The 20,244-nt window shown below is 73.6% G+C and carries 22 protein-coding genes; 9 read left to right on the forward strand and 13 right to left on the reverse strand.

The features are described from left to right. Positions 1–50 precede the first annotated feature (50 nt). Positions 51–1,085 carry a DNA polymerase ligase N-terminal domain-containing protein gene (locus tag GA0070603_RS14050; RefSeq protein ID WP_091321932.1) on the forward strand — a complete coding sequence of 345 codons (1,035 nt, stop codon included), beginning with the start codon at positions 51–53 and terminating at the stop codon, positions 1,083–1,085. A gap of 8 nt (positions 1,086–1,093) precedes the next feature. Next, positions 1,094–2,281, forward strand: a complete 1,188-nt coding sequence (locus GA0070603_RS14055; RefSeq protein WP_091313034.1) for a threonine synthase — start codon at positions 1,094–1,096, stop codon at positions 2,279–2,281. 115 nt (positions 2,282–2,396) lie between these two features. Here the strand turns inward: GA0070603_RS14055 and GA0070603_RS14060 are convergent, their stop codons facing one another. The 3 genes from GA0070603_RS14060 to GA0070603_RS14070 all read right to left on the reverse strand — a co-directional run bounded on the left by GA0070603_RS14060 (position 2,397) and on the right by GA0070603_RS14070 (position 4,215). Then, positions 2,397–2,789: a cupin domain-containing protein gene (locus tag GA0070603_RS14060; protein WP_091321935.1), complete on the reverse strand. Its 393-nt coding sequence runs from the start codon at positions 2,787–2,789 to the stop codon at positions 2,397–2,399. Positions 2,790–2,989: 200 nt separating this feature from the next. Beyond that, positions 2,990–3,766, reverse strand: coding sequence for a hypothetical protein (locus tag GA0070603_RS14065; protein ID WP_139131872.1), 777 nt, complete (start codon positions 3,764–3,766; stop codon positions 2,990–2,992). A gap of 47 nt (positions 3,767–3,813) precedes the next feature. Next, the gene (locus GA0070603_RS14070) at positions 3,814–4,215 is read right to left on the reverse strand and encodes a hypothetical protein (protein WP_091313039.1); all 402 of its coding nucleotides are present in this window, start codon (positions 4,213–4,215) and stop codon (positions 3,814–3,816) included. Between the two features lie 325 nt (positions 4,216–4,540). Between GA0070603_RS14070 and GA0070603_RS14075 the strand changes: the two genes are divergently transcribed. Continuing rightward, positions 4,541–5,641: a beta family protein gene (locus tag GA0070603_RS14075; protein WP_208862879.1), complete on the forward strand. Its 1,101-nt coding sequence runs from the start codon at positions 4,541–4,543 to the stop codon at positions 5,639–5,641. Position 5,642: 1 nt separating this feature from the next. Here GA0070603_RS14075 and GA0070603_RS14080 read toward each other — a convergent pair whose 3' ends face one another. Further along, positions 5,643–5,924, reverse strand: coding sequence for an iron-sulfur cluster biosynthesis family protein (locus GA0070603_RS14080; protein WP_091313043.1), 282 nt, complete (start codon positions 5,922–5,924; stop codon positions 5,643–5,645). 318 nt (positions 5,925–6,242) lie between these two features. Here GA0070603_RS14080 and dacB point away from each other — a divergent pair, with 318 nt between their 5' ends. After that, positions 6,243–7,826: a D-alanyl-D-alanine carboxypeptidase/D-alanyl-D-alanine endopeptidase gene (gene dacB, locus GA0070603_RS14085; RefSeq protein ID WP_091313046.1), complete on the forward strand. Its 1,584-nt coding sequence runs from the start codon at positions 6,243–6,245 to the stop codon at positions 7,824–7,826. A 25-nt stretch (positions 7,827–7,851) separates the two neighbouring features. Here the strand turns inward: dacB and GA0070603_RS14090 are convergent, their stop codons facing one another. The 4 genes from GA0070603_RS14090 to GA0070603_RS14105 form a co-directional block, all read right to left on the reverse strand. Then, complete coding sequence (locus GA0070603_RS14090) at positions 7,852–8,163, reverse strand: hypothetical protein (RefSeq protein WP_091313050.1); 312 nt, start codon at positions 8,161–8,163, stop codon at positions 7,852–7,854. Between the two features lie 101 nt (positions 8,164–8,264). Continuing rightward, complete coding sequence (locus GA0070603_RS14095; RefSeq protein ID WP_244282520.1) at positions 8,265–9,143, reverse strand: hypothetical protein; 879 nt, start codon at positions 9,141–9,143, stop codon at positions 8,265–8,267. Between the two features lie 154 nt (positions 9,144–9,297). After that, on the reverse strand, positions 9,298–9,750 hold the full coding sequence (locus GA0070603_RS14100) for a pyridoxamine 5'-phosphate oxidase family protein (RefSeq protein WP_091313053.1): 453 nt from the start codon (positions 9,748–9,750) through the stop codon (positions 9,298–9,300). A gap of 54 nt (positions 9,751–9,804) precedes the next feature. Further along, positions 9,805–10,398 (reverse strand): pentapeptide repeat-containing protein, encoded by a 594-nt coding sequence (locus GA0070603_RS14105; protein ID WP_091313056.1) that lies wholly within the window; start codon positions 10,396–10,398, stop codon positions 9,805–9,807. Positions 10,399–10,464: 66 nt separating this feature from the next. On the opposite strand from GA0070603_RS14105, the gene GA0070603_RS14110 reads away from it, so the two are divergent. Continuing rightward, positions 10,465–11,697, forward strand: coding sequence for a serine hydrolase domain-containing protein (locus tag GA0070603_RS14110; protein WP_091313059.1), 1,233 nt, complete (start codon positions 10,465–10,467; stop codon positions 11,695–11,697). A gap of 213 nt (positions 11,698–11,910) precedes the next feature. Further along, positions 11,911–12,552 (forward strand): NAD(P)-dependent oxidoreductase, encoded by a 642-nt coding sequence (locus GA0070603_RS14115; protein ID WP_091313063.1) that lies wholly within the window; start codon positions 11,911–11,913, stop codon positions 12,550–12,552. A 2-nt stretch (positions 12,553–12,554) separates the two neighbouring features. On the opposite strand, the gene GA0070603_RS14120 is transcribed toward GA0070603_RS14115, so the two are convergent. After that, positions 12,555–13,019 (reverse strand): PPOX class F420-dependent oxidoreductase, encoded by a 465-nt coding sequence (locus tag GA0070603_RS14120; protein ID WP_091313066.1) that lies wholly within the window; start codon positions 13,017–13,019, stop codon positions 12,555–12,557. Between the two features lie 32 nt (positions 13,020–13,051). After that, the gene (locus tag GA0070603_RS14125) at positions 13,052–13,693 is read right to left on the reverse strand and encodes a DUF6642 family protein (RefSeq protein WP_091313069.1); all 642 of its coding nucleotides are present in this window, start codon (positions 13,691–13,693) and stop codon (positions 13,052–13,054) included. Positions 13,694–14,036: 343 nt separating this feature from the next. Here GA0070603_RS14125 and GA0070603_RS14130 point away from each other — a divergent pair, with 343 nt between their 5' ends. Beyond that, positions 14,037–14,813, forward strand: coding sequence for a D-Ala-D-Ala carboxypeptidase family metallohydrolase (locus GA0070603_RS14130; RefSeq protein ID WP_091313071.1), 777 nt, complete (start codon positions 14,037–14,039; stop codon positions 14,811–14,813). 79 nt (positions 14,814–14,892) lie between these two features. Here GA0070603_RS14130 and GA0070603_RS14135 read toward each other — a convergent pair whose 3' ends face one another. After that, a complete protein-coding gene (locus tag GA0070603_RS14135) occupies positions 14,893–15,345 on the reverse strand; it encodes a hypothetical protein (protein ID WP_091313074.1) in 453 nt (150 codons plus the stop codon). Between the two features lie 200 nt (positions 15,346–15,545). Between GA0070603_RS14135 and GA0070603_RS14140 the strand changes: the two genes are divergently transcribed. Further along, positions 15,546–16,109, forward strand: a complete 564-nt coding sequence (locus GA0070603_RS14140) for an SOUL family heme-binding protein (protein ID WP_091313076.1) — start codon at positions 15,546–15,548, stop codon at positions 16,107–16,109. Positions 16,110–16,214: 105 nt separating this feature from the next. Here the strand turns inward: GA0070603_RS14140 and GA0070603_RS14145 are convergent, their stop codons facing one another. Further along, positions 16,215–18,338 (reverse strand): M6 family metallopeptidase, encoded by a 2,124-nt coding sequence (locus GA0070603_RS14145; RefSeq protein WP_091313079.1) that lies wholly within the window; start codon positions 18,336–18,338, stop codon positions 16,215–16,217. A 260-nt stretch (positions 18,339–18,598) separates the two neighbouring features. Here GA0070603_RS14145 and GA0070603_RS14150 point away from each other — a divergent pair, with 260 nt between their 5' ends. Next, a complete protein-coding gene (locus GA0070603_RS14150; protein ID WP_091313081.1) occupies positions 18,599–19,138 on the forward strand; it encodes a DUF1697 domain-containing protein in 540 nt (179 codons plus the stop codon). Between the two features lie 45 nt (positions 19,139–19,183). On the opposite strand, the gene GA0070603_RS14155 is transcribed toward GA0070603_RS14150, so the two are convergent. Next, positions 19,184–20,149 (reverse strand): MBL fold metallo-hydrolase, encoded by a 966-nt coding sequence (locus GA0070603_RS14155; protein ID WP_091313084.1) that lies wholly within the window; start codon positions 20,147–20,149, stop codon positions 19,184–19,186. Between the last annotated feature and the right edge of the window lie 95 nt (positions 20,150–20,244).

The following is a 20,244-nucleotide window of genomic DNA, read 5'->3' on the forward strand; positions in this document are numbered from 1 at the left end:
GAAGCGGCAGGAACCGGGCGATCGGGCCGGACCTGCCGGAGAATGCGGGGGTGGCTGACCGGCTGGAGGAGTACCGGCGGAAACGGGACGCGGCGCGTACCCCGGAGCCGGTGCCGGAAGAGACCCCGGAGCGGAAGCGGGCCGCGCGGCGCAAGCCCCGGTTCGTGATCCAGCAGCACCACGCCCGGAGCCTGCACTGGGACCTGCGCCTGGAGCACGACGGCGTGCTGGCCTCCTGGGCGGTGCCGCGCGGCCTGCCCCGCGACCCGGGCCGCAACCACCTCGCCGTGCACACCGAGGACCACCCGATGGAGTACCTCACCTTCCACGGCGAGATCCCGGCCGGCGAGTACGGCGGCGGGCGGATGACCGTCCACGACACCGGCACCTACCGCCTGGAGAAGTGGCGCGACGACGAGGTCATCGTGGTCCTGGACGGCCGGCGGACGAAGGGGCGCTACGTCCTCTTCGCCACGGGTGGCCGGGGCCGGGACTGGATGGTCCGGCGCACCGACCCGGCCCCGGAGGGCTGGACGCCGATGCCGGAGCTGGTCCGGCCCATGCACAGCACGCCCGGCAAGGGACTGCCGAAGGACGAGGCCGCCTGGGGGTACGAGCTGCGCTGGGACGGGGTGCGGGCGATGGCGTACGTCTCCGGCGGCCGGCTGCGGCTGCTCGACTCCTCGGACGAGGACGTCAGCGGCGCGTACCCGTGGTTGCGGGCCATGGCCGAGGAGCTGGCCCCGGTCGAGGCGGTGCTGGACGGCGTGCTGGTCCGGATCGACCCGGGCGGGCGGGTCAAGGCGCCGACGAAGCGCGACGGCCAGTTCCTCGCCGTCGACCTGCTCTGGCTGGAGGGCGTGAGCAGCCTCGACGTGCCGTACGCGCAGCGCCGGGAGCTGCTCGACGGTCTGGCGCTGACCGGCCCGCACTGGCAGACTCCGCCGTGGTTCCCGGGGGTCGGCGCGGACGCCCTGCGGACCGCCCGCGAGCAGGGGCTCCCGGGGGTCGTGGCCAAGCGGCTGGACTCCCCCTACGAGCCGGGTCGGCGCAGCCGGCACTGGCTGAGCCTCGACCCGAGCTGAGGAGCACCGTGCACCTGACGCACCTGGAGTGCCCGCGCTGCGACCAGCGGCACCCGGCCGACAAGTTGCAGAACCTGTGCGCGTGCGGCTCCCCGCTGCTGGCCCGCTACGACCTGGCCGCGGTGGCCGCCTCGGTCACCCCCGAGCAGTTCGGGCTGCGCCCGGCCGACCTGTGGCGCTACCGGGAGCTGCTGCCGGTGGCCGATCCCCGCTTCGTCACCACACTGGGCGAGGGCTGGACGCCGCTGCTGCGCGCCCCGGCGTACGGGCAGGAGATCGGCATCCCGGACCTGATCGTGAAGGACGAGGGGCTGACCCCCACCGGTTCGTTCAAGGCCCGGGGCGCGGCGGTGGGCGTGAGCCGGGCCCGGGAGCTGGGCGTCGAGCGCATCGCCATGCCGACGAACGGCAACGCGGGGGCGGCCTGGGCGACGTACGCGGCCCGGGCCGGGATGGGCGCCACCATCGCCATGCCGCTCGACGCGCCCACCATCTGCCGGCGGGAGTGCGTCGCCGCCGGGGCGGACCTGCGGCTGGTCGACGGCCTGATCAGCGACGCCGGCCGGTGGGTGGCCGGGCTGGTCGCCGAGTCGGGCGGGCGGGTCTTCGACGCCGGCACGCTGCGCGAGCCGTACCGCCTGGAGGGCAAGAAGACCATGGGGTACGAGATCGTCGAGCAGCTCGGCTGGCAGGTGCCCGACGTGATCATCTATCCGACCGGCGGCGGGGTCGGGCTGATCGGCATCCACAAGGCGCTGCACGAGCTGCGCGAGCTGGGCTGGGTCGAGGACCGGCTGCCCCGCCTCGTGGCGGTCCAGTCCACCGGCTGCGCGCCGATCGTCCGGGCGTTCGCGGCCGGCGAGGCGCGGGCCACCCCGTGGGCGGACGCGCACACCCTGGCGTTCGGCATCACCGTGCCCGCCCCGCTCGGCGACGAGCTGATCCTGGCCGCGCTGCGGGAGAGCAGCGGCACCGCGATCGCCGTGGACGACGAGGAGATCCTCGCCGACCTGCGCGACTTCGCCGCCCGGGAGGGGCTGCTGCTCTGCCCCGAGGGGGCGGCCTGCCTGACCGCCGCCCGGCACCTGCGGGCCGGCGGCTGGATCCGCCCCGGGGAGCGGGTGGTGGTCCTCAACACCGGCGCGGGCCTCAAGTACCCGGAGACAGTGGACGTCTCCGGCGTGCCGACGGTGTGACGCGGGCTCCCCGCGGCCGGGGAACCCGCGTCGGACCGTCCTACCGGTACCTGATGTCGGACGCGGAGTAGAAGCAGTTCACCCCGTCGACGCCCGCGCCGATCTCGGTCGGCGGTCAGGAGGTGGGCGGCTCGTCCTCGCCGGCGGCCTCGGCCGCGTCGGCCTCCTCCTTGGTCCGGTGCACCGCACCGTCGGCGTGGTCCGGCGGGCCGTACACCGTGTACAGCACGAGCGGGTTGGGGCCCGTGTTGACGAAGTTGTGCTTCGTGCCGGCCGGTACGACCACGAGGTCGCCCGCGACGACCTCCTTCTTCTCACCGGCCACCCGCGCCTCACCGGTGCCGCTGACGAAGGTCAGGATCTGGTCGATGCCCTCGTGGACCTCCTCGCCGATCTCCCCGCCCGCCGGGATCGTCATGATCACCAGCTGGGTGTGCTCCCCCGTCCAGAGCACGCGGCGGAAGTCGGGACTCTTCTCGGCGACGGTCGCGATCGTGAAATGCTCCATGGCCCGCACATACCCGGTCCCCGCGCCGCTCACGCCGGGACTCGCAAATGGTGGAATTCCCCACCCGTGCGGGGTTTGGATCCCCTCTGGACGGGCATCTGCTGCTCCGAGACCGGCGCACGCTTGCCGGTCGAGCCAGGTCCCTGCTGTCGTACCGCCGTACGGCTGCGATGGTGGGAGACGGCCAGAGCGCGGCGACGTTACGACCCAGGTCGGGCGGCGCCGTGCGCTCGTCTGCACACCCGTTCCGCCCACCGGCAGCCGGCCAGCACGACCGCCGCCGCCAGGAAGCCCAGCAGGTCCGCCGCCACCCCACCCCCGGTCACCCGGACGTGGTACTCCTCGGCGCTGTAGAAGGTCAGCCCGGAACCCGGGGCGCCGCCCGCCGCCCAGGCCCACGGCAGCACGCCGAGCGCGGCCACCGCCGCCAGGCCCAGGCCCAGGGCCACGGGCACCGACCCCGACCGGACGAGGGCGACCAGGGCGAGGGCCACCAGCACGAGGTACGCCGGCAGCACGTCGGCCAGGTCGGGCGGCAGCGCGTACGGGGGCAGGAGGCTGTCCCGGAATACGACGAGCAGCCCGGCCAGCACGGCCAGCGCCAGGGCGGCCGCCGTGCGACGCCGGTCCGGCCCCCGCCGCGGCAGCGCGGCGACGGCCACCGCGAGCCCGATCCCGGCCACGCCGCGCAGGGCCTGCTCCGGGATCCGGCCCGGCTCGACCGGCGGCGCCACCACCCAGCCGAACTGCGGCTCACCGTGCAGGGGCAGGGCCGCCACCGCGACGGCGGCCGCGGCGACGGCCAGCCCGTACCGGGCGCGGGGAGGCGGTTCGGGCGCGGTCAGCGCGGCGCCGGCCAGGGCGCACCAGGCCAGCGCCTGCGCGGCGGGCAGCAGCGGCTGGTCGTACCAACGCCCGACCAGGTGGGCCAGGGCCAGGAGGGCCGCGGCCGCGGCGAGCAGGCGGTGGGGACGCACCGCGCGATGCTGCCACAGGACGTACGCCGGCACCGCCCCGCGGCCGGTCAGGCGAGCACGGCCAGGTGGAACGGGCGGTCGGTGTGGCCGCTCGCCGCGTACGTCTCGACGAAGACGGCGTTCGGGATGCCGGTCCGGGACGCCACGGTGATGGATCCCTGCGGGGCGAGCCCGCCTGCGGCCGGGCCCACGGTGCCGACGTAGGCGGCGCGGGCGACGTCCTGGTCGAAGGCGACCTGGTACATCCCGGCGGCCAGCCGGGTGGCCGAGGTGGCGCCGAGCCCACGGACCAGGCTGCCGTTCGCGTCGACCACGGCGAACAGCACGCGGGCGCTGGCCGGCAGCCCGGCCGCGGTGCACGAGTTGATCTCGGTGTCGGCGCGGGCGGCCTCCTCCGCGTCGGGGGCGGGCTGGCCGACCGCTCCCCTCCTCGATCTGGAGCTGGACATGGCGGTCCTCTCTGCCGCCGGTGCGGCGGCGGCGGCGAGGCGTACATGGCGGGTGGGCGATCGGCGGCGATCACCCTCCGTGTTCCCGAAGCTATGCCGGCCCACCGCCCGCCAACCAGCCACAGCACTGTCCGATCATGGACAGTTGATGCCGCTGACCTGCGGAAACTTGGGGGCGCCACGGCCGGATCGTCGCGATCGGGGCCGCGACGAGACACGGGCGTCCGCTCTCCCGTGTCAGGGCACCGCCCTGCGAGGACGGATGGAGCGTCAACGATGCCCGGAAGGGCTGTGGCGGAACGCGATCGGGTCGCTACATTGAAGTATGGTGCCCGCCCACGGGGGTCGGGCGGCGGAACCGGTCTACCGCCCTCTGCTGGCCGGTCGCCGGGGTGAGCTGGACGCGCTGGCCCATCTCGACGAGGCCCTCGCCCCGCTGCTCGCTCCGGTCATCGACGTCCACGCGGTGGATCCGTGCACCGTGGACCTGCTCGGCCGGCTGCCGGCCGGGCTCCTCCCCGCCGTCGACGTGTCGGCGCTGCCCGACTCGCCGGAGAGCGAACTGGTCCGCTGGGGGGTACCGCTGGTGCCGGTGATCGGGCTTGCCGAGAGCAACCGGAGGCTGGTGGCGCACGGCGCGGCCGCCCGGGCGTACGCGCGGCGGGCCGTGGTGCGGCTGCGGACCGGGCAGGACCGGGCCGGCCCGGACGCCACCACGGCCGCCGTGGAGCGGGTGTGGCGGCTGACCCGGCTGGTGCCGGAGCAGTGCGACCTGCTCGTCGACGCCGGGGACGTGTGCTGCCCGGCCGACGTCCGGCTGGTCGAGCCGCGGGTCCGGCGGCTGGCGGAGTGGGCCCGGCGGCACGCCTGGCGCTCGGTGAGCGTGGCGGCCGGCGGGATGCCGCCGACCCTGTCCCGGCTTCCCACCGACGAGCCGGTCCGCGTCGACCGCTTCGACTGGCAGCTCTGGCAGCGCCTGGCCGACCTCGGTCTGGGCTACGGCGACTACGGCGTGAGCTGCGCGGTGCCCGGGGACGGGCCGGGCGACCGGCTGCCGACGCTGCGCTACACCACGGACGGGGCGTGGTGGGTCTACCGGTGGTCGCGCCGGGGCGGTCGGGGCGACGACCGCTTCGCCGACCTGTGCCGCACGCTCGTCGCGGCCCCGCACTGGTCGGCCGCGGGCGCGGGTTTCTCCTGGGGCGACCACGAGATCCTGCGCCGGGCGCGGCGTGGTGCGGGCGCCGGCTCGCCGGTGAACTGGATCGCGTGGAGCACGTCGCATCACCTGGCGCACGTGCTGGCCACGCTGCTGCGTCCGGAGCGGGAACAGCGTGGTGGGCCGTGGCGGGCCGACCAGGACAGTCCCGAGCGGGGGCGCGCCGGTCGGCCGCAGCGCGGCGGCGAGACCCGCCGCGCCGGGTGAGTCACTCCTTCTCGGTGAAGCCGAACTGGACGATGCCCTCGTCGTCGACCGTCGCGTCCACGGAGGTGTCGTTGAGCAGTTCGGCGGCGTCGGCGTCGAGGAAGATCCGGGCGCCCTGGTTGTCCACCACCTGGTCGCCCTGGATCGGCTGCTCGACCAGTTCGATGGAGAGCGAACCGGCGTCGGTGTCGGCGGCGATGCGCAGCCCGCCGGCCTCGGCGACGTCCTGCTGGTTGGCCAGGTCGCGGATCACCAGGATGGCGTTTTCGGTCATGGTCAGCATGGCGGAACTCCTCGTGGGCTGGTTCGGGAATCGCGGGCGGTCGACGCGGCCCGTGCGGCCGGCCGGGACCCGGGGAAGGCGAATCAGGCTTCGCCGTGCAAACCAGGGCAGGTCGAACGGCCCCTCACGCCCCACGGTGCCCCCTGTCCGGGCATCCGTCAAATAGAGGCGGGTCAGTCGACACCGGACCGGTGATGTCGCTCCGCCGAATGTTTTTCCCGCCGAATCAGGGGTATTGCGACCGGTTCGACCCGCGTCCGGCAATAACTTTCGCATGGGAGTCTTCTCCGGAAGAAAGCTCCATGGCAGCATCGGCACATGCATCGTCGTCTCTTCCCCCGGGCGCTCGCGGTGCTGGCGCTGGTCGCCACCGCGGCCACCGCCGGCGCGCCCACCGCCACGGCCGAAGCGCCCACCCCGGCGCAGACCCGGCTGCACGCGACAATCGACGCGATCCTCGCCGACTCCCGGCTGGCCGGGGCACAGGCGGGCGTGGTCGTCGTCGACACCACCACCGGGCAGACCCTCTACGACCGCAACGGGGAACGGCGGCTCGTCCCCGCCTCGAACACGAAGCTGCTCACCTCGACGGCGGCCATGGAACTGCTCGGCCCGGGGCACCGCTTCACCACCGACGTGTCCGGCGACGGCGTACGGCATGCCGGGCTGCTCTCCGGCAACCTCTACCTGCGCGGCGGGGGCGACCCCACCATGCTGGCCGAGGACTACGACCGGCTGGCCGCCGAGGTGGCCGCGGCGGGCGTACGGGTGGTGACCGGCAACCTGGTCGCCGACGACACCCGCTACGACCGGACCCGGCTCGGTCCGGACTGGACCTGGGACGACGAGTCCTACTACTACGCCGCGCAGGTCTCCGCGCTGACCGTCGCGCCGAACACCGACTACGACGCCGGCACGGTGATCGTGCACGCCGCGCCGGCCGGGCAGGCCGGCACGCGGCCGAAGATCACCATGACGCCGGCCAACGGCTGGCTGCGGATCGACAACCGGGCCGAGACGGTCGCCACGGGCGAGACGACGATCTCCTTCGAGCGCGAGCACGGCGGCAACACCATCGTGGTCACCGGCCAGATCGCGGTCGGCCAGGCCGAGGAGAGCGACTGGATGACGGTCTGGGAGCCGACCGGGTACGCGGCCGACATCTTCCGGTCCGCGTTGCAGCGGCACGGGGTGCGGGTCCTCGGCCGGACCGTGCTCGGCCAGGCCACCCCGGACGACGCCAAGCCGGTCGCCCGGCACGACTCGATGCCGCTGGCCGACCTCATGGTGCCGTTCCTCAAGCTCTCCAACAACGGCCACGCCGAGGTGCTCACGAAGGAACTGGGCCGGGTGCTCTCCGGCTCCGGCACCTGGGGCGCCGGACTGACCGCGATCAGCGAGTACGTCGGAGACTCCGGAATGGACACCGGCACGCTGCGCCAGCGCGACGGCTCCGGGCTGTCCCGGCGCAACATGATCCCGCCCGCCCAGTTCGTCGCGCTGCTCACGGCGGTCCGCGCCGAACCCTGGTTCGACACCTGGTACGCCGCCCTGCCGGTAGCCGGCAACCCGGAGCGGTTCGTCGGTGGCACGCTGCGCAGCCGGATGCGCGGCACCGCCGCGGCCGACAACGTGCACGCCAAGACCGGCAGCCTGACCGGCGCGTCCAGCCTCTCCGGCTACGCCACCGACGCCGACGGGCACGTGCTGGCCTTCTCGATCGTGCTCAACAACTACCTGACCTCGTCGGTCAAGGGGCTGGAGGACCAGATCGCGATCGCGCTGGCCTCGTACACCGAGAAGGGCACGACCACGGCGCGGCTGGCGGTGCCGACGGCGCCGGAGTCGCCGCGGGTGCCCGAGGGCCTGGAGTGTTCCTGGGTGAAGCCGATCGTCTGCTGAGCCGCAACCGCCCCGGGCCGGCCGCTCAGGCGCCGGGCCGGGGCGGGCGGGCCTCGGCGGCGGGGTCGCCGCGCTCGATCAGCGCGTCGATCTCGGCGGGCGGCAGGCCGCGCAGCGTGAGCACGCGCCGTCCCCACCGGTGCAGCCGGCACGGGTGTGGGCTGGCGTCGTTGCGGCAGATCGTCCCGCCCGACCAGCGCCGTGGCGCGTGCACCACCACCGCCCGCACCGCGAACTGGGCGTCCTCCCCGGTCACGTACGGCGGCAGCGGGATCTCCCGCAGCACGTCGCCGTCGGACGGCGGAACGGAACGGACGACGCGGGCCCTGCTGCTCATCTGTCGAGCCTCCACAGCGGATGGTCGGACGGGAACATCGGAAACGTACGGCGTCCCGCGCCGGCCGCGACGGACAAACTGTCCCCGCGCGTGATCGGCGGTCAGCGCAGCGCGACCGCCTGGAGGCTGACGCTGCCGCAGTCCCCCAGGGACTCCTCCACCGTCCAGGACATGAGCAGCTTCGCGCCGGGCGCGGCGCGGAACCGGATGGTGAAGTCGGCGGTCCGCGCGGTGTGCGGGTCCTCCAGGCGCAGCGTGCTGGCCGGCCCGCCACCGGAGATCCGCAGGTCGAGGCGGCCGCGGGCCATCCACACCCCGGCGTAGAGGTGCACGGTGCGCAACTGCCCGTCGGCGGCCACGGCCAGGGTGAACCCGCTGCCCCGGTCGCAGGTGTACACGCCGGACATGGTGCCGTCGGCCGACCCGACAGGTGCGCCGTCGTGCCAGGCGTACGCCTCCGGGTTGTTGTCGTAGCTCTGCCGCTCGCCCCGGCCGCCCTCGTCGCGGATGGCGCCGGAGCCGTGCCGCTTGCGCACCAGCGTCCGAGGGCCGAGCAGCCCCCACTGGACCCAGTCGACCGGCCCCGCCGCGCTGAGGTCGACCCGCGCCGGCACCTCGGCCTGGCTCACGGCGAGCGCCGGCGGCACCACGGGGATGGACGGCGACGGGCTGGGCGAGGGCGTGCGCTGGCGGGGCCGCAGTCCCGGCGTGACTGCCCCGGCCTGCGCGCCGCCGGGGGGCGGCAGCACGGGGCGGCCGCTCGGCGCGGCGGGCAGCACGGCGCTCTCCTCCCGGGGTGTGCCGTGCCGCTCGCTGCCGAGGTAGGCCACCAGCGCGGTCAGGCAGGCGAACGCGGCCAGCGCCTCCAGCAGCCAGCGCCGCCGTTGCCGGGCCCGCGCCAGCCGGCGGAGCGCCGACCGCGTCGGCCCGTGCGGGTACGACGTCCGGTCGCCGACCCGACCGTGGTCCTGCTGCCCCACCGAACCTCCGCTCACCGCCGCGCTCCGGCCGCCGGTTCACGTTTCCATCATGGGCGGCGATGCGCCATATGTCGGCGGGGGGCAGTTTCCAGTTCGTTACCAATCGGTAGCGACGGCGGCTCGACGCACCGTGACCGTTGTCCCGCCACGACGGTCAGCGGCGCTCCCGCCGCCGCAGGCCACGGTCGGGGTGCCAGCTCTCGATCACCAGGTGGTCCGGCGGGTCGCCCACCCGGGTCAGCACCACCTCGGTCAGCTCGACGCGGAACCGGTGCGAACCGTCCTCGCCCGCCGGCTCCTCGTGCGCCCGGCCGGCGATCTTCGCGTCGCCGCCCCAGGAGGCCGGGTCGTCCTCCGGGGTGTCCTCGGTCGGGCAGTGCAGCGCCACCCGCGGGTCACGGCGCAGGTCGAGCGCCTTCCGCGCGCCCGCCATGCTGCCCAGCCGGAGCTGCCCGTCGTCGCCGAAGTCGAACTCCGTGCCGCTGATGCGGGGCGAGCCGTCCCGCCGCAGGGTCGCCATCGTGCCGTGCTTGCGGACGGCGAAGCGGGCGCGCACCCGCGCCGCGAAGTCGGGTTCGGACGCCACCAGGTCGGACCACCATGTCATGCGGGCCAGCCTGGCAGGAAAGCCTGACAGCCCGCGGCGCCTTTCCCGCGCGGGTCAGCGGATCTCGAAGCCCAGCGCCTGCGCCAGCACCACGGCCTGCTCGGCGTCGACGACCGCGCCGGCCCGCTCCACCGCCGTGGGGTCGAGCGCGGTCAGGTCGCTGCCGCGCAGGTCGGCCCGGATCAGCTTGGCGGCGTGCAGCTGCGCGCCGGAAAGGTCGACGCCGGTGAGCACCGCGCCGGTCAGGTCGGCGCCGGTCAGGTCGACCTCGCGCATCCGCACGTCGGTGATCCGCACCCCGCGCAGGTCGGCGCCGGGCAGCGCGACGAAGGACCAGTCGCCGCCGTCGACCCGCAGCGGGCGCAGGTCGCACTGCTCGAAGGTGCTGCCGACCAGCTTGCAGCCGGTGAACTCGGCCTCGAACAGGTTGCACCGCTTGAAGGTGCAGCGGTGGAACGCGGAGTCGGTGTGCCGGGAGGCGTTGAGGGCCACGTTGCCGAAGACGCACTCGGTGAAGGTGGCACCCTGGCTGACCGCCTCGGTGAGGTCGACGTGGAAGAACTCGCACCGGACGAAGTGCCGGTCAACCAGCTCCTCGGCGTACCAGTCCTCGTGGCGGTAGGTGACGTCCTCGACGGCTTCCGGCATGGGGCCGAGACTAGTGTGCGCGGCCGACACTTCCCGCCCGGCGTACCGGCCGGTAGGTTCGGCGTCGTGAGCGTCGCAGTGAGCACCGACCCGGACCGCATCGGCTTCGACCCCGCCCGGCTGGCGCGGATCGACGAGCACTTCGGCAGGTACGTCGACGACGGCCGGCTCGCCGGCTGGCAGATCGTCGTCACCCGCCGGGGCGAGGTGGCCCACTCCTCGACGTACGGGCTGCGGGACCGGGAGGCCGGCGCGCCGGTCGAGCCGGACACCCTCTGGCGCATCTACTCGATGACCAAGCCGATCACCTCGGTCGCCGCCATGATGCTCTGGGAGGAGGGCCGGCTCGAGCTGAACGACCCGGTCAGCCGCTGGCTGCCGGAGTTCGCCGACGTCCGGGTCTACGACCGGGGCTCGGTCCTCAAGCCGTACACGGTGCCGGCGGTCGAGCCGGTCCGCGTGTGGCACCTGCTCACCCACACGGCCGGCCTGACGTACGGCTTCGCCCAGGTCAGCGTGGTCGACGGCCTCTACCGGGCGGCGGGCTTCGACCTGGGCGTGCCGGCCGGCGCCGACCTGGCCGAGGCGACCCGCGGGATGGCCCGCCTGCCGCTGCTCTTCCAGCCGGGCACGAGCTGGAACTACGGCGTCTCCACCGACGTGCTGGGCCGGCTGGTCGAGGTGGTCTCCGGGCAGTCGCTGGACACGTTCTTCGCCGAGCGGATCTTCCGGCCGCTGGGCATGGCCGACACCCGCTGGTGGGTCGACGAGCCGGACGCCAAGCGCCTCGCCGCGCTCTACACGCCCCACCCGGCCACCGGCCAGGCGGTCCGCGCCGACGCGATCGGCCGCTACGCGCTCAGCGCGCCGGACTGCCTCTCCGGCGGCGGCGGGCTGGTCTCCACGGCCGCCGACTACCACCGGTTCACCCAGTTCCTGCTGCGCGGCGGCGAGCTGGACGGCGTACGCCTGCTCGGCCCCCGCACGGTGCGCTTCATGACCCGCAACCACCTGCCCGGCAACCGGGACCTGGCGTCGTTCTCCCCCGAAGGCTTCGCCGAGACGATCCTCGACGGGGTCGGCTTCGGGCTGGGCTTCGCCGTGGTGCTCGACCCGGTGCCGTCCCGGGTGCCGAGCAGCGTGGGCGAGTACTACTGGGGCGGCCTGGCCAGCACGGCGTTCTGGGTGGACCCGGTGGAGGAGGTTACGGCGCTGCTCTTCACCCAGCTCATGCCGTCGAGCACCTACCCGCTCCGCCCCCAGCTGCGCCAGCTCGTCTACTCGGCGCTGGTCGACTGACATCCGCCGGGTCCGCCGGGGGGCGCCGGTCGGGCTGGCGACTCCACCAACGCCCCGCCGGGTCCGCCGGCGGGCGCCGGTCGGGCTGGCGACTCCACCAACGCCCCGCCGGGTCCGCCGGTCGGCGCCGGTCGGTTCTGCCGTTCCACCAAGGCCGGGTCGGTTCGTCGGAACGGCACCGGTCGGGGCGGCGCGCTCCCTAGCCTGGGGAGCATGAGCGACATCGTCGTGTTCGGCGCCGGCGGCACCGCGGGCTCGCGGATCGCCGCCGAGGCGGCCGAGCGGGGGCACCGGGTCACCGCGGCGGTGCGCCGCCCGGAGGCGACCAGCTACCTGCCACCCGGGGTCCGCACGGTGACCGGTGACGCGACCTCGCCCCGGAGCGTCCGGGAGCTGGCCGAGGACGCGGACGTGTTCGTGGTGGCCATCGGCGGCGGCGAACGCGAGCTGTGGCGCGACGCCGCGCGGACCCTTGTCGACACCCTGCGCGAACTGCCCGACCCGCCCCGGGTGATCCACGTGGGCGGCGGGGCGACGTTGCTGACCCCGAAGGGCACCCGCTACCTGGACGAGCCCGACTTCCCCGAGGAGTACCGGGACTCGGCCGAGGGCCAGGCCGACGCCCTGGAGTTCTACCGCTCCTCGGCCGACGGGGTGACCTGGACGTACGTCTCGCCGCCGCCGCTGGAGTTCCACCCGGGCGAGCGGACCGGCCACTACCGCACCGGCACCGACCACCCGGTCACCGACGCGCAGGGCCGCTCGGTGCTCACCTACGAGGACCTGGCGGTGGCGATCGTCGACGAGATCGAGAACCCGCGGTTCGGCAACGCCCGCTTCACGGCGGCGTACTGAGGTCAGTCGGCCAGCCGGGCCGGGAAGCCACCGGTCGCGATCGGCCCCCAGCTGTCGATGGTCACCCGGATCAGCGACTTGCCCTGCTTGACCATGGCGGCGCGGTACTCGTCCCAGTCGGGGTGCTCGCCGGAGATGCTGCGGAAGTAGTCGACGAGCGGTTCCAGCGCCTCGGACAGGTCGAGGACCTCGGCGGTGCCGTCGACCTGCACCCACGGCCCGTTCCAGTCGTCGGAGAGCACGCACGCGGAGACCCGGGGGTCGCGGCGGATATTGGCGACCTTGGCCCGCTCCGGGTAGGTGGAGATGACCAGGCGGCCCTCGGCGTCGACGCCGCAGGAGACCGGGGACGACTGCGGCCGGCCGTCGGCGCGGGTGGTCATGAGCACCACCCGGTGCCGGGGACGGAGGAACTCGATGAGGGCGTCCCGGTCGACCCGGGTGTTGCTCGCGATGGTGCGTGCCATGTCTCGGTTCTACCAGGCGGGCCGGACGGGCCTCAGCGGGGACGGCCCGCTACCCGGCGCGGGGACGCCTGCTCCGGCACGCGCGGCCGGGCGCTCGGCCGCCAGGCGCGGCCGTTTGCGTAGATCACCCGGAAGCCGAGGTAGGAGGCGAGCGGCGCCCAGTGCGCCGAGCCCATCCGCAGCTCGGCGGCGTTGTGCCGCTGCCCGTTGGCCAGCACGTCGAGCAGCACGGTCTCGAAGGCGGCCGACTCGACCCAGTCGACCTCGCGGGTGAAACCGCAGACCAGCGCGGCCCCGGTGACGTCGAGGAAGTCGCGCAGCGCGGCGTCGGACGCGCGCAGCACCGAGCAGCTGCCGAAGTAGAGGCGGCGCCCCTCGCAGCGGCCGGCCATCCGCTCGGCGACGTCGGCCAGCTCGACGGAGTCCCAGTCGGTGAGGCAGAGCCGGCTCGGCTCGCCGTGCATGGCGAAGAAGCCGACCCGGTAGTCGGCGTACTGCTTGAGCAGCCAGCGGTCGAGGAAGTAGAAGAGCTCGTCGCGGGTGGCGGCGTCCTTGTGGATGAAACGGATCCGGCCCAGCCGTTCGAGCAGTTCGAGGGTGGGCAGCACGGAGCCGCGCTCGTTGAGGTCCCGGTGCCACTGCCCCTCGACGCAGAAGACGCCACCACGCGCCAACGCCCACCTCCCCCGCCCGCGAAGGTCGCCCCGGGGGCCGCGCCCCGGCCCCCGGGGGCAGACGTTACCGGCCCGGGGTGACAAGGCGGCGTCACCCTCGGTGTGGCTCATTGCCGGATTCCGTCACGGTCGGGCGGTTCGGTCGTCGCCGATGCCGACCGGCCCGGGATGGGCGTTTCGCAATCGCCGCAATTCACAGGCAATGCCCAGCAAGCGCCTAATGCGAGAGCAATTCCGGTTATTCGCCACGAACCGCCAGGGCGGCTGTCACGGTGGAAGGGACGGGACGTCCCGGTCGATGTCCCGTCCCAACCCCAGTACACCTTCAACCGGGAGGAACTCTGTGCGCGTCAACACGCTCAAGCGGGCGGCCGTCGCGTTCGCGCTGGCCCTGCCCGGGGCCGCCATCGCCACGGTCGTCGCCGCGCCACCGGCCCACGCCGACAGCTGCTACACCTGGACCCGGAACCTCTACCAGGGGCGCTCCGGGGAGGACGTGCGGCAACTCCAGATCCGCGTGGCCGGTTGGGCCGCGTACCGGGACATCGTCCGGGTCGACGGCATCTACGGCCCCGAGACGGCGGCCGCGGTGCGCCGGTTCCAGTCCGCGTACGGGCTGCGCGCCGACGGCGTCGCCGGCCCGCAGACCTTCGCCAAGATCTACGACCTCCAGGACGGCGACTGCACGCCGAAGCACTTCAGCTACACCGAACTCGACAACGGCTGCGGCAAGGGCGGGTGGAGCGGGGGCCCGCTCTCGCCTACCGCGACCCGGGAGAACGCGCTGCGCACCATGTGGAAGCTGGAGGCGCTGCGGCGCAGCCTCGGCGACAAGCCGCTCTACGTCAACAGCGCCTTCCGCAGCATCGCCTGCAACCAGCAGGTCGGCGGCGCCTCGGACAGCCAGCACCTCTACGGCACCGCGGCCGACGTGATCTCCCGCAGCAGCTCGCTGTGCCAGGTGGCCAGGTCGGCCCGCAACCACGGCTTCAGCGGCCTCTTCGGCCCCGGATACCCGGGCCACGACGACCACGTCCACGTGGACTCCCGCCGGGAGAACAACCAGGACCGGTCGTCGAACACCACCACCTGGTCCGCCCCGGACTGCGGGGTCAGCTGACCCGACGTCGACGGCGGCCCGGCGCGGGGGTGGGGGCTCCCCGCGACCGGGCCGCCGTCCCGTGCCCCGGGCCGAGCTGCTAGCTCGCCCGGGGCCAGCGCGGCCGGGTGGCGGGGGGCGCCACCGGCCGACCGGTACCGCCGGGCCGGAGAGCGGGCCGCACCGGAGGTGCGGCGACCCGGCCGGCCGGGCCGCGCGGGGACTGGGCGGCCGAAGGCCGTCCGGCCGACGGTCCGGACAGCACGAACGGGAAGGGCACGTGCACGAACGGGTTCCCGTGGCGTACCAGGGCGTCGATCTGGCGCTCGTTGAGGCCGTGGGCCTCCAGCACCCGCCGCCCCCACCGGTGCAGCCGGCAGGGGTACGCGGCGCCGTCGTTGCGGCACTTCGGTCCGGCGGGCCACTCCTCGGCGGCGTGCACCACCACCGCCCGGACCGCGAGCCGGACATCCTCGGGGGTCAGCGATGCCGGCACCGGCACCTCACCCAGGATCTGATCGATGGGATCCGTCGACTGCTCACCAACTCGCACGGCAGGCCTCCCGCAGCTCGGCAGCGGTGCGGCGGACCGGCCGCACCACATCCTCGACCACTGGTACGGCCCCGCGCCGGCAGCAGTTCAATCCGCTCGGCGGGCGCGCTGTCCCGGGCGGCTGGTCCCCGGTCCGCCGGACCGGGACGGCGTACGGCGGTAGCGTCGGCGGTGGGACCACCGAGGCCGGGGAGGGCGCGATGACCGAGCGGCAGCCGTACCGCGTGGTGGCCCGCCACCCGGGGTTCGAGCTGCGCCGCTACCCGGCCCACCTGGTCGCCGAGGTGCGCGTCGAAGGGTCGTTCGAGTCGGCCGGCAACGCCGCGTTCCGGCCGCTGGCCCGGTACATCTCCGGCGCGAACCGGTCCCGGCGGGCGGTCCCCGTGGTCACGGCGGTGACACCCGGGTCCGCCGGGGCGGAGCGGATCGCCATGACCGCTCCCGTGCTCCAGGAGGAGGACGAACGGCCGGGAAGCTGGCTGGTGCGGTTCGTGATGCCGGCCGGCTTCACCCCGGCCACGCTGCCCGAGCCGGCGGACCCCCTGGTCCGCACCCGGGAGATCCCCGCGCAGCTCGCCGCGGCGATGCGGTTCTCCGGGCGGTGGACCGCCCGGGCGTTCGAGCGGCGGACCACCGCGCTGGGCCGCGCGGTCACCGCCGCCGGCCTGCGCCCGACCGGCGCGGTCCGGTACGCCCGCTTCGACCCGCCGTGGAAGCCCTGGTTCCTGCGCCGTAACGAGGTCGTCCTCCCGGTCGCCGAATAGCCGGCGCGGCTGCTGCGGCGGCATCCCCGCTCCCACTCGAAGGCTGGCCACGGACGGCGTCGGGCCCGCGCCGATGTGCGGCGCGGGCCCGACCGAGTGCGGCAACTACTTCTTGTTGCCCGTGTTGCTCACCCGGAAGGTGTAGTCCGCGTCCAGGTACGTGAGGTCACCGGTCGGCAGGTTGGAGATCAGGACGGCGAAGTCGTCCTGGTTGCCGTTGGCGCACTTCGTCCGCAGGCCGCTGGCGGTGAACTGGTCGCCGGTGTACCGGTAGACCCAGTTGCCGGCGCCGTCGGTGGTCTCCCCCGCCGAGGTGACGCCCGGCGTGAGGTCGCAGTGGCTGACGATCTGCACCGTCCAGTTGTTGTCCTGCACGCCGGTGGTGGTCACCCAGTTGCCCGCCGCCGAGGTCAGGGTCGCGGCGGCGCCGTTGACCCGAACGTCGTCGACGAACCAGCCGGTGTCCAGGTACGCGGCGTCGGTCGAGTACCGGAACCGCACGTCGGTGGCGCCGGCCGGCAGGTCGGCGGTGAGGTGCACGTAGACCGGGTCGTCCACGAAGTACTCGCCACCGGAGGTGCCGGTGATCCCGTTGCCCTCCTCGTTGTTGCCGTGCGGGTCGTCGTCGGTGGTGACGACCTGCCCGGCGTCGTTGCGCACCGGCACCGTCACCCAGTTGCCGCCGACGAGCGCCTCGACGAAGCCGTAGTCCCAGCCTTCCTCGATGAAGTACCAGCTCCAGAAGTCCAGCGAGGTGACCGCGCCGGAGGTGGTGACGTCGAGGATGTTGTCGTCCTGGCTCTCGTAGCCGGCGTACCAGTGGGTGGTGCCGGTGTGCGGCGCGATCACCGTCTCGTCGTCGCCGTCGAACGCCAGCGACACCGTCGGGCCGGGGTTGCGGAACCGCTCGACCGACATGCCGAACGGCACGGCGGTGGTGTCGGGGCGGTTCTTCAGCCGCGCCCACTTGGCCTCCGGGGTGGCGCCGTTGTAGCTGCCCCGGCCCGCCCAGACGACGTCGTCGGCGATGTCGATCGTCCACGAGGTGTCGGCGGGGTCGCCGAAGTTGAACGCCTTGATGTCGTAGATCGGCGAGCCCTCGTCGTCCAGGTAGACGGCCACCGACCAGTCGCGGAACAGGTCGGCCGCGCTGCGCAGGTTCGCGCCGGTCGCCGCGTTGAAGTCGTCGATGGCGTTCTGCACGCCGGCCATGCCGTCCGCCTGCTCCTCGAAGATCATCTTGATGAGCAGGTCACCGGCCCTGCCGTCGTACTGCTTGTCCGGCGTGTAGGTGCCGTCGCCGTTGCCGCCCGCCTGCTCCCAGAGGTACTGGAAGTAGGTGAACGCGGCGCCGTAGTTGGCGAGGGTGCCACCCCACCGGGTCAGGGAGGTCTCCTCGTAGAGGACCTGGTGGTTGCTCAGGTGCGAGCCGCCGGCGTCCAGGCCGTTGAGGAAGATGGCGAAGTCGGCCAGGCCCTCGTCGACCCAGGACAGCTCACCGGGGTCGCTGTAGTTGTGCAGCAGGTGCTCCAGCTCGTGCGCGACGGTGCCCTCGTACAGCTCCGGGCGGTCGTTGGCCGGGTTGGCGTCGCGCCACGGCGAGTCGTTCGGGCCGACCCGGTTGGCCCAGTCCAGGGCGTCGACCACGATGACGTTCATGCCGTTGGAGTCGATGAAGTCCGGCGCGAAGTAGCCGGCCGTGTACGAGCCGACGGCGCAGTCGTAGTAGGCGTCGTCCTGGATGTTGTAAATGATCATGACGAGCGAGTCGCTGGCCGGCTCGTCCGGGTCGGCCGCGTCCATCGGGCCGAAGTGCTCCTCGTCCACGGCCACGATCTGGTCGGCGAGCTTGTCACCGACGTAGTTGATCTCCGCCTGGGTGAGGGTGAACTGCGCGGCCGTGGCGGTGGCGCAGGGGACGAACTCGTCACCCGGATTGTGGTCGAACTGCGGGTCGAGGCTGGCCACGCCGGCCGGCGCGGTGCCGTCGAGCGGGGTGCCCTTCGGGACGTAGATGTAGACCGGGGTGCCGTCCGGCGTGGTGTTGGCGTAGACCCGGGTGAAGTCCTGGTTGTACGTGCCGCCCGCCGCGCTGTCGTTGATCGGCAACGTGATGGTCGGCTCGCCGGGAAGGTTCTCGTGGTCGTTGGCCTGGGCCGGGGCCGAGACCGTGAAGGCCAGCGCCGTCACGCCCGCCACCGCGGCCGCGATCCGGCTCGGTCGTCTCATTCGCACGCGGATGCCTCCTGCCGTGAGGCGGTGATCAGCTCCGGCCACCGCCGTCGGGTGAGCAGATGCCCCGGCACCGCCGCGCGAGGCAGCAGCTGACCAGGGGAATGTTGTCTTCAGGCAACCACTTGCGACGGTGTCACGGGAGGGAGCTTCAGGTCACAAATGTGTCACGAACGCGAGTCACCTGTTCGCGGGCGGACGACCGGCGGAGACGGCTCTAGGCTGGCGTCCACGTGACGCCGAGGCGAGGAGGCCCGATGAACCGCTACGCCGCCCTGCTGCGGGGCGTCAACGTGGGCACCACCCGCCTCGCCATGGCCGACCTGCGCCGCCTCGTCACCGACCTCGGGCACTCCGACGTCAAGACCTACCTGCAGAGCGGCAACGTCGTCTTCAGCAGCCCGCCGGCGAAGGACGACATCCTGGCCGAGGGCATCGCGCGCAAGCTCGCCGACGAGCTGGGCCTGCGCGTGCCGGTGCTGGTGCGCGGCGGCGACGAGCTGGCTGCTGTGGTGGCGGCCAGCCCGTACGCCGGGAAGCAGGACGACCCGACCCGGGTGCTGGTGGCCTTCCTCTCGGCCGCGCCCAGCAAGGCCAAGGTCAAGGATCTGGCCGCGCCGGCCGGGGAGAACCTGGAGTTCGCGGTCGACGGCCGCGAGATCCACCTGCACTTCCCCGACGGCGGTTACGGGCGGACCAAGTTCACCAACGCCCACCTGGAGAAGAAGCTGGGCGTCGTGGCGACCACCCGCAACTGGAAGTCGGTGCTGGCGCTGCGCGACCTGACCGCCGCCTGAGCGGAGGGGCCGACCCCCGTGGCCCGGCCCCTCCCCCACCGGCTCCTAGAAGCGGTACGCCGTGTGGTACTCCGGCACCAGCACGCGACTGCGCGGCGACGCCTTCCGCACGGCGGCGATCAGGTCGTCGAGACGCCTGCGGTCGTTCGGCGCCACCGTCGGCGGGTTGGTCAGCGGGGTCTCGAAGTTGTCCCAGTGCACCGGCACCACGACCTTCGGGTAATCGAGCGCGGCAATCAGCCGGGGCACGTAGTCGGCGGTGGAGGTGGTCGCGGCGGAGGCCACCATCGCCACGTCGGGGGCCAGCCCGACGAGGTTGCGCTCGGCGAAGTCGCTCGCCCCCATGAAGAACACCGACGGGCCGCCGTCGACCCGGATCTGGTACGCCATGGTGTCCCCCTCGGGCAGGTCGGAGATCTTCTCCGGCTTCGGCGGACGGCTGACGCGTACGCCGGGGAAGGCCATCGACCAGGCGCCGTTGCGGCTGTGCAGGGAGCTGACCACCTCGACCGTGTACGCGCCGAAGTCGAGCACCTCGCCGCCCTTGACCGGTGCGAGCTGCCCGGACGGCAGCCCCTGTGCCAGCCCGAGGTGGTAGGCGGTCAGCGTGCCGATGACCCGGGCCCCGGTCCGCTCGGCGATGTAGGGCACGTCGTTGAAGTGGTCCCAGTGGGTGTGCGTGACAAGGATGTTCTCGGCCCGGTCGACGAGCGGGTCGATGACCGTGGGCCGCACGGTCAGCGGGGTGTTCTCGTCGAACGCGCCCCTGAACAGGCCGGTGTCGTAGCGGCTCAGGTACGGGTCGACAAGCACCGTCCGGTCGCCGATGTCGATCCGCCAGCCGGACGTACCCCACCAGCGGAAGCTGACCGCGTCGGAGCGCGCGGTCCCGGTGGTGGTGGCGGCCCGGGCCGGCGCGCCGGCGACGAGGCCGGCGGTCGACACGGCGGCGGCGCCGACCGCGGCGTCGCGCAGGAAACGGCGGCGGTCGTACGACAGTTCGTCGAACATGGAGGGTCCTCCCCGTGCAGCAGGTGATGCGGGTGGCTCCACCCCACCACCGGCCACCCGTCCACGTCCAAGATCGTCCGCCGGCACTGTCGATA

The sequence above is a fragment of the Micromonospora chersina genome, from assembly GCF_900091475.1.
Classification (GTDB): Bacteria; Actinomycetota; Actinomycetes; order Mycobacteriales; family Micromonosporaceae; genus Micromonospora; species Micromonospora chersina.

Bases quoted from the DNA above. Each gene is read 5' to 3' on its own strand.
- GA0070603_RS14060 (WP_091321935.1), bottom strand. From the start codon at position 2,789: ATGGAGCATTTCACGATCGCGACCGTCGCCGAGAAGAGTCCCGACTTC.
- GA0070603_RS14070 (WP_091313039.1), bottom strand. From the start codon at position 4,215: ATGTCCAGCTCCAGATCGAGGAGGGGAGCGGTCGGCCAGCCCGCCCCC.
- GA0070603_RS14075 (WP_208862879.1), top strand. From the start codon at position 4,541: ATGGTGCCCGCCCACGGGGGTCGGGCGGCGGAACCGGTCTACCGCCCT.
- GA0070603_RS14080 (WP_091313043.1), bottom strand. From the start codon at position 5,924: ATGCTGACCATGACCGAAAACGCCATCCTGGTGATCCGCGACCTGGCC.
- dacB (WP_091313046.1), top strand. From the start codon at position 6,243: ATGCATCGTCGTCTCTTCCCCCGGGCGCTCGCGGTGCTGGCGCTGGTC.
- GA0070603_RS14090 (WP_091313050.1), bottom strand. From the start codon at position 8,163: ATGAGCAGCAGGGCCCGCGTCGTCCGTTCCGTTCCGCCGTCCGACGGC.
- GA0070603_RS14100 (WP_091313053.1), bottom strand. From the start codon at position 9,750: ATGACATGGTGGTCCGACCTGGTGGCGTCCGAACCCGACTTCGCGGCG.
- GA0070603_RS14105 (WP_091313056.1), bottom strand. From the start codon at position 10,398: ATGCCGGAAGCCGTCGAGGACGTCACCTACCGCCACGAGGACTGGTAC.
- GA0070603_RS14115 (WP_091313063.1), top strand. From the start codon at position 11,911: ATGAGCGACATCGTCGTGTTCGGCGCCGGCGGCACCGCGGGCTCGCGG.
- GA0070603_RS14120 (WP_091313066.1), bottom strand. From the start codon at position 13,019: ATGGCACGCACCATCGCGAGCAACACCCGGGTCGACCGGGACGCCCTC.
- GA0070603_RS14140 (WP_091313076.1), top strand. From the start codon at position 15,546: ATGACCGAGCGGCAGCCGTACCGCGTGGTGGCCCGCCACCCGGGGTTC.
- GA0070603_RS14145 (WP_091313079.1), bottom strand. From the start codon at position 18,338: ATGAGACGACCGAGCCGGATCGCGGCCGCGGTGGCGGGCGTGACGGCG.
- GA0070603_RS14150 (WP_091313081.1), top strand. From the start codon at position 18,599: ATGAACCGCTACGCCGCCCTGCTGCGGGGCGTCAACGTGGGCACCACC.
- GA0070603_RS14155 (WP_091313084.1), bottom strand. From the start codon at position 20,149: ATGTTCGACGAACTGTCGTACGACCGCCGCCGTTTCCTGCGCGACGCC.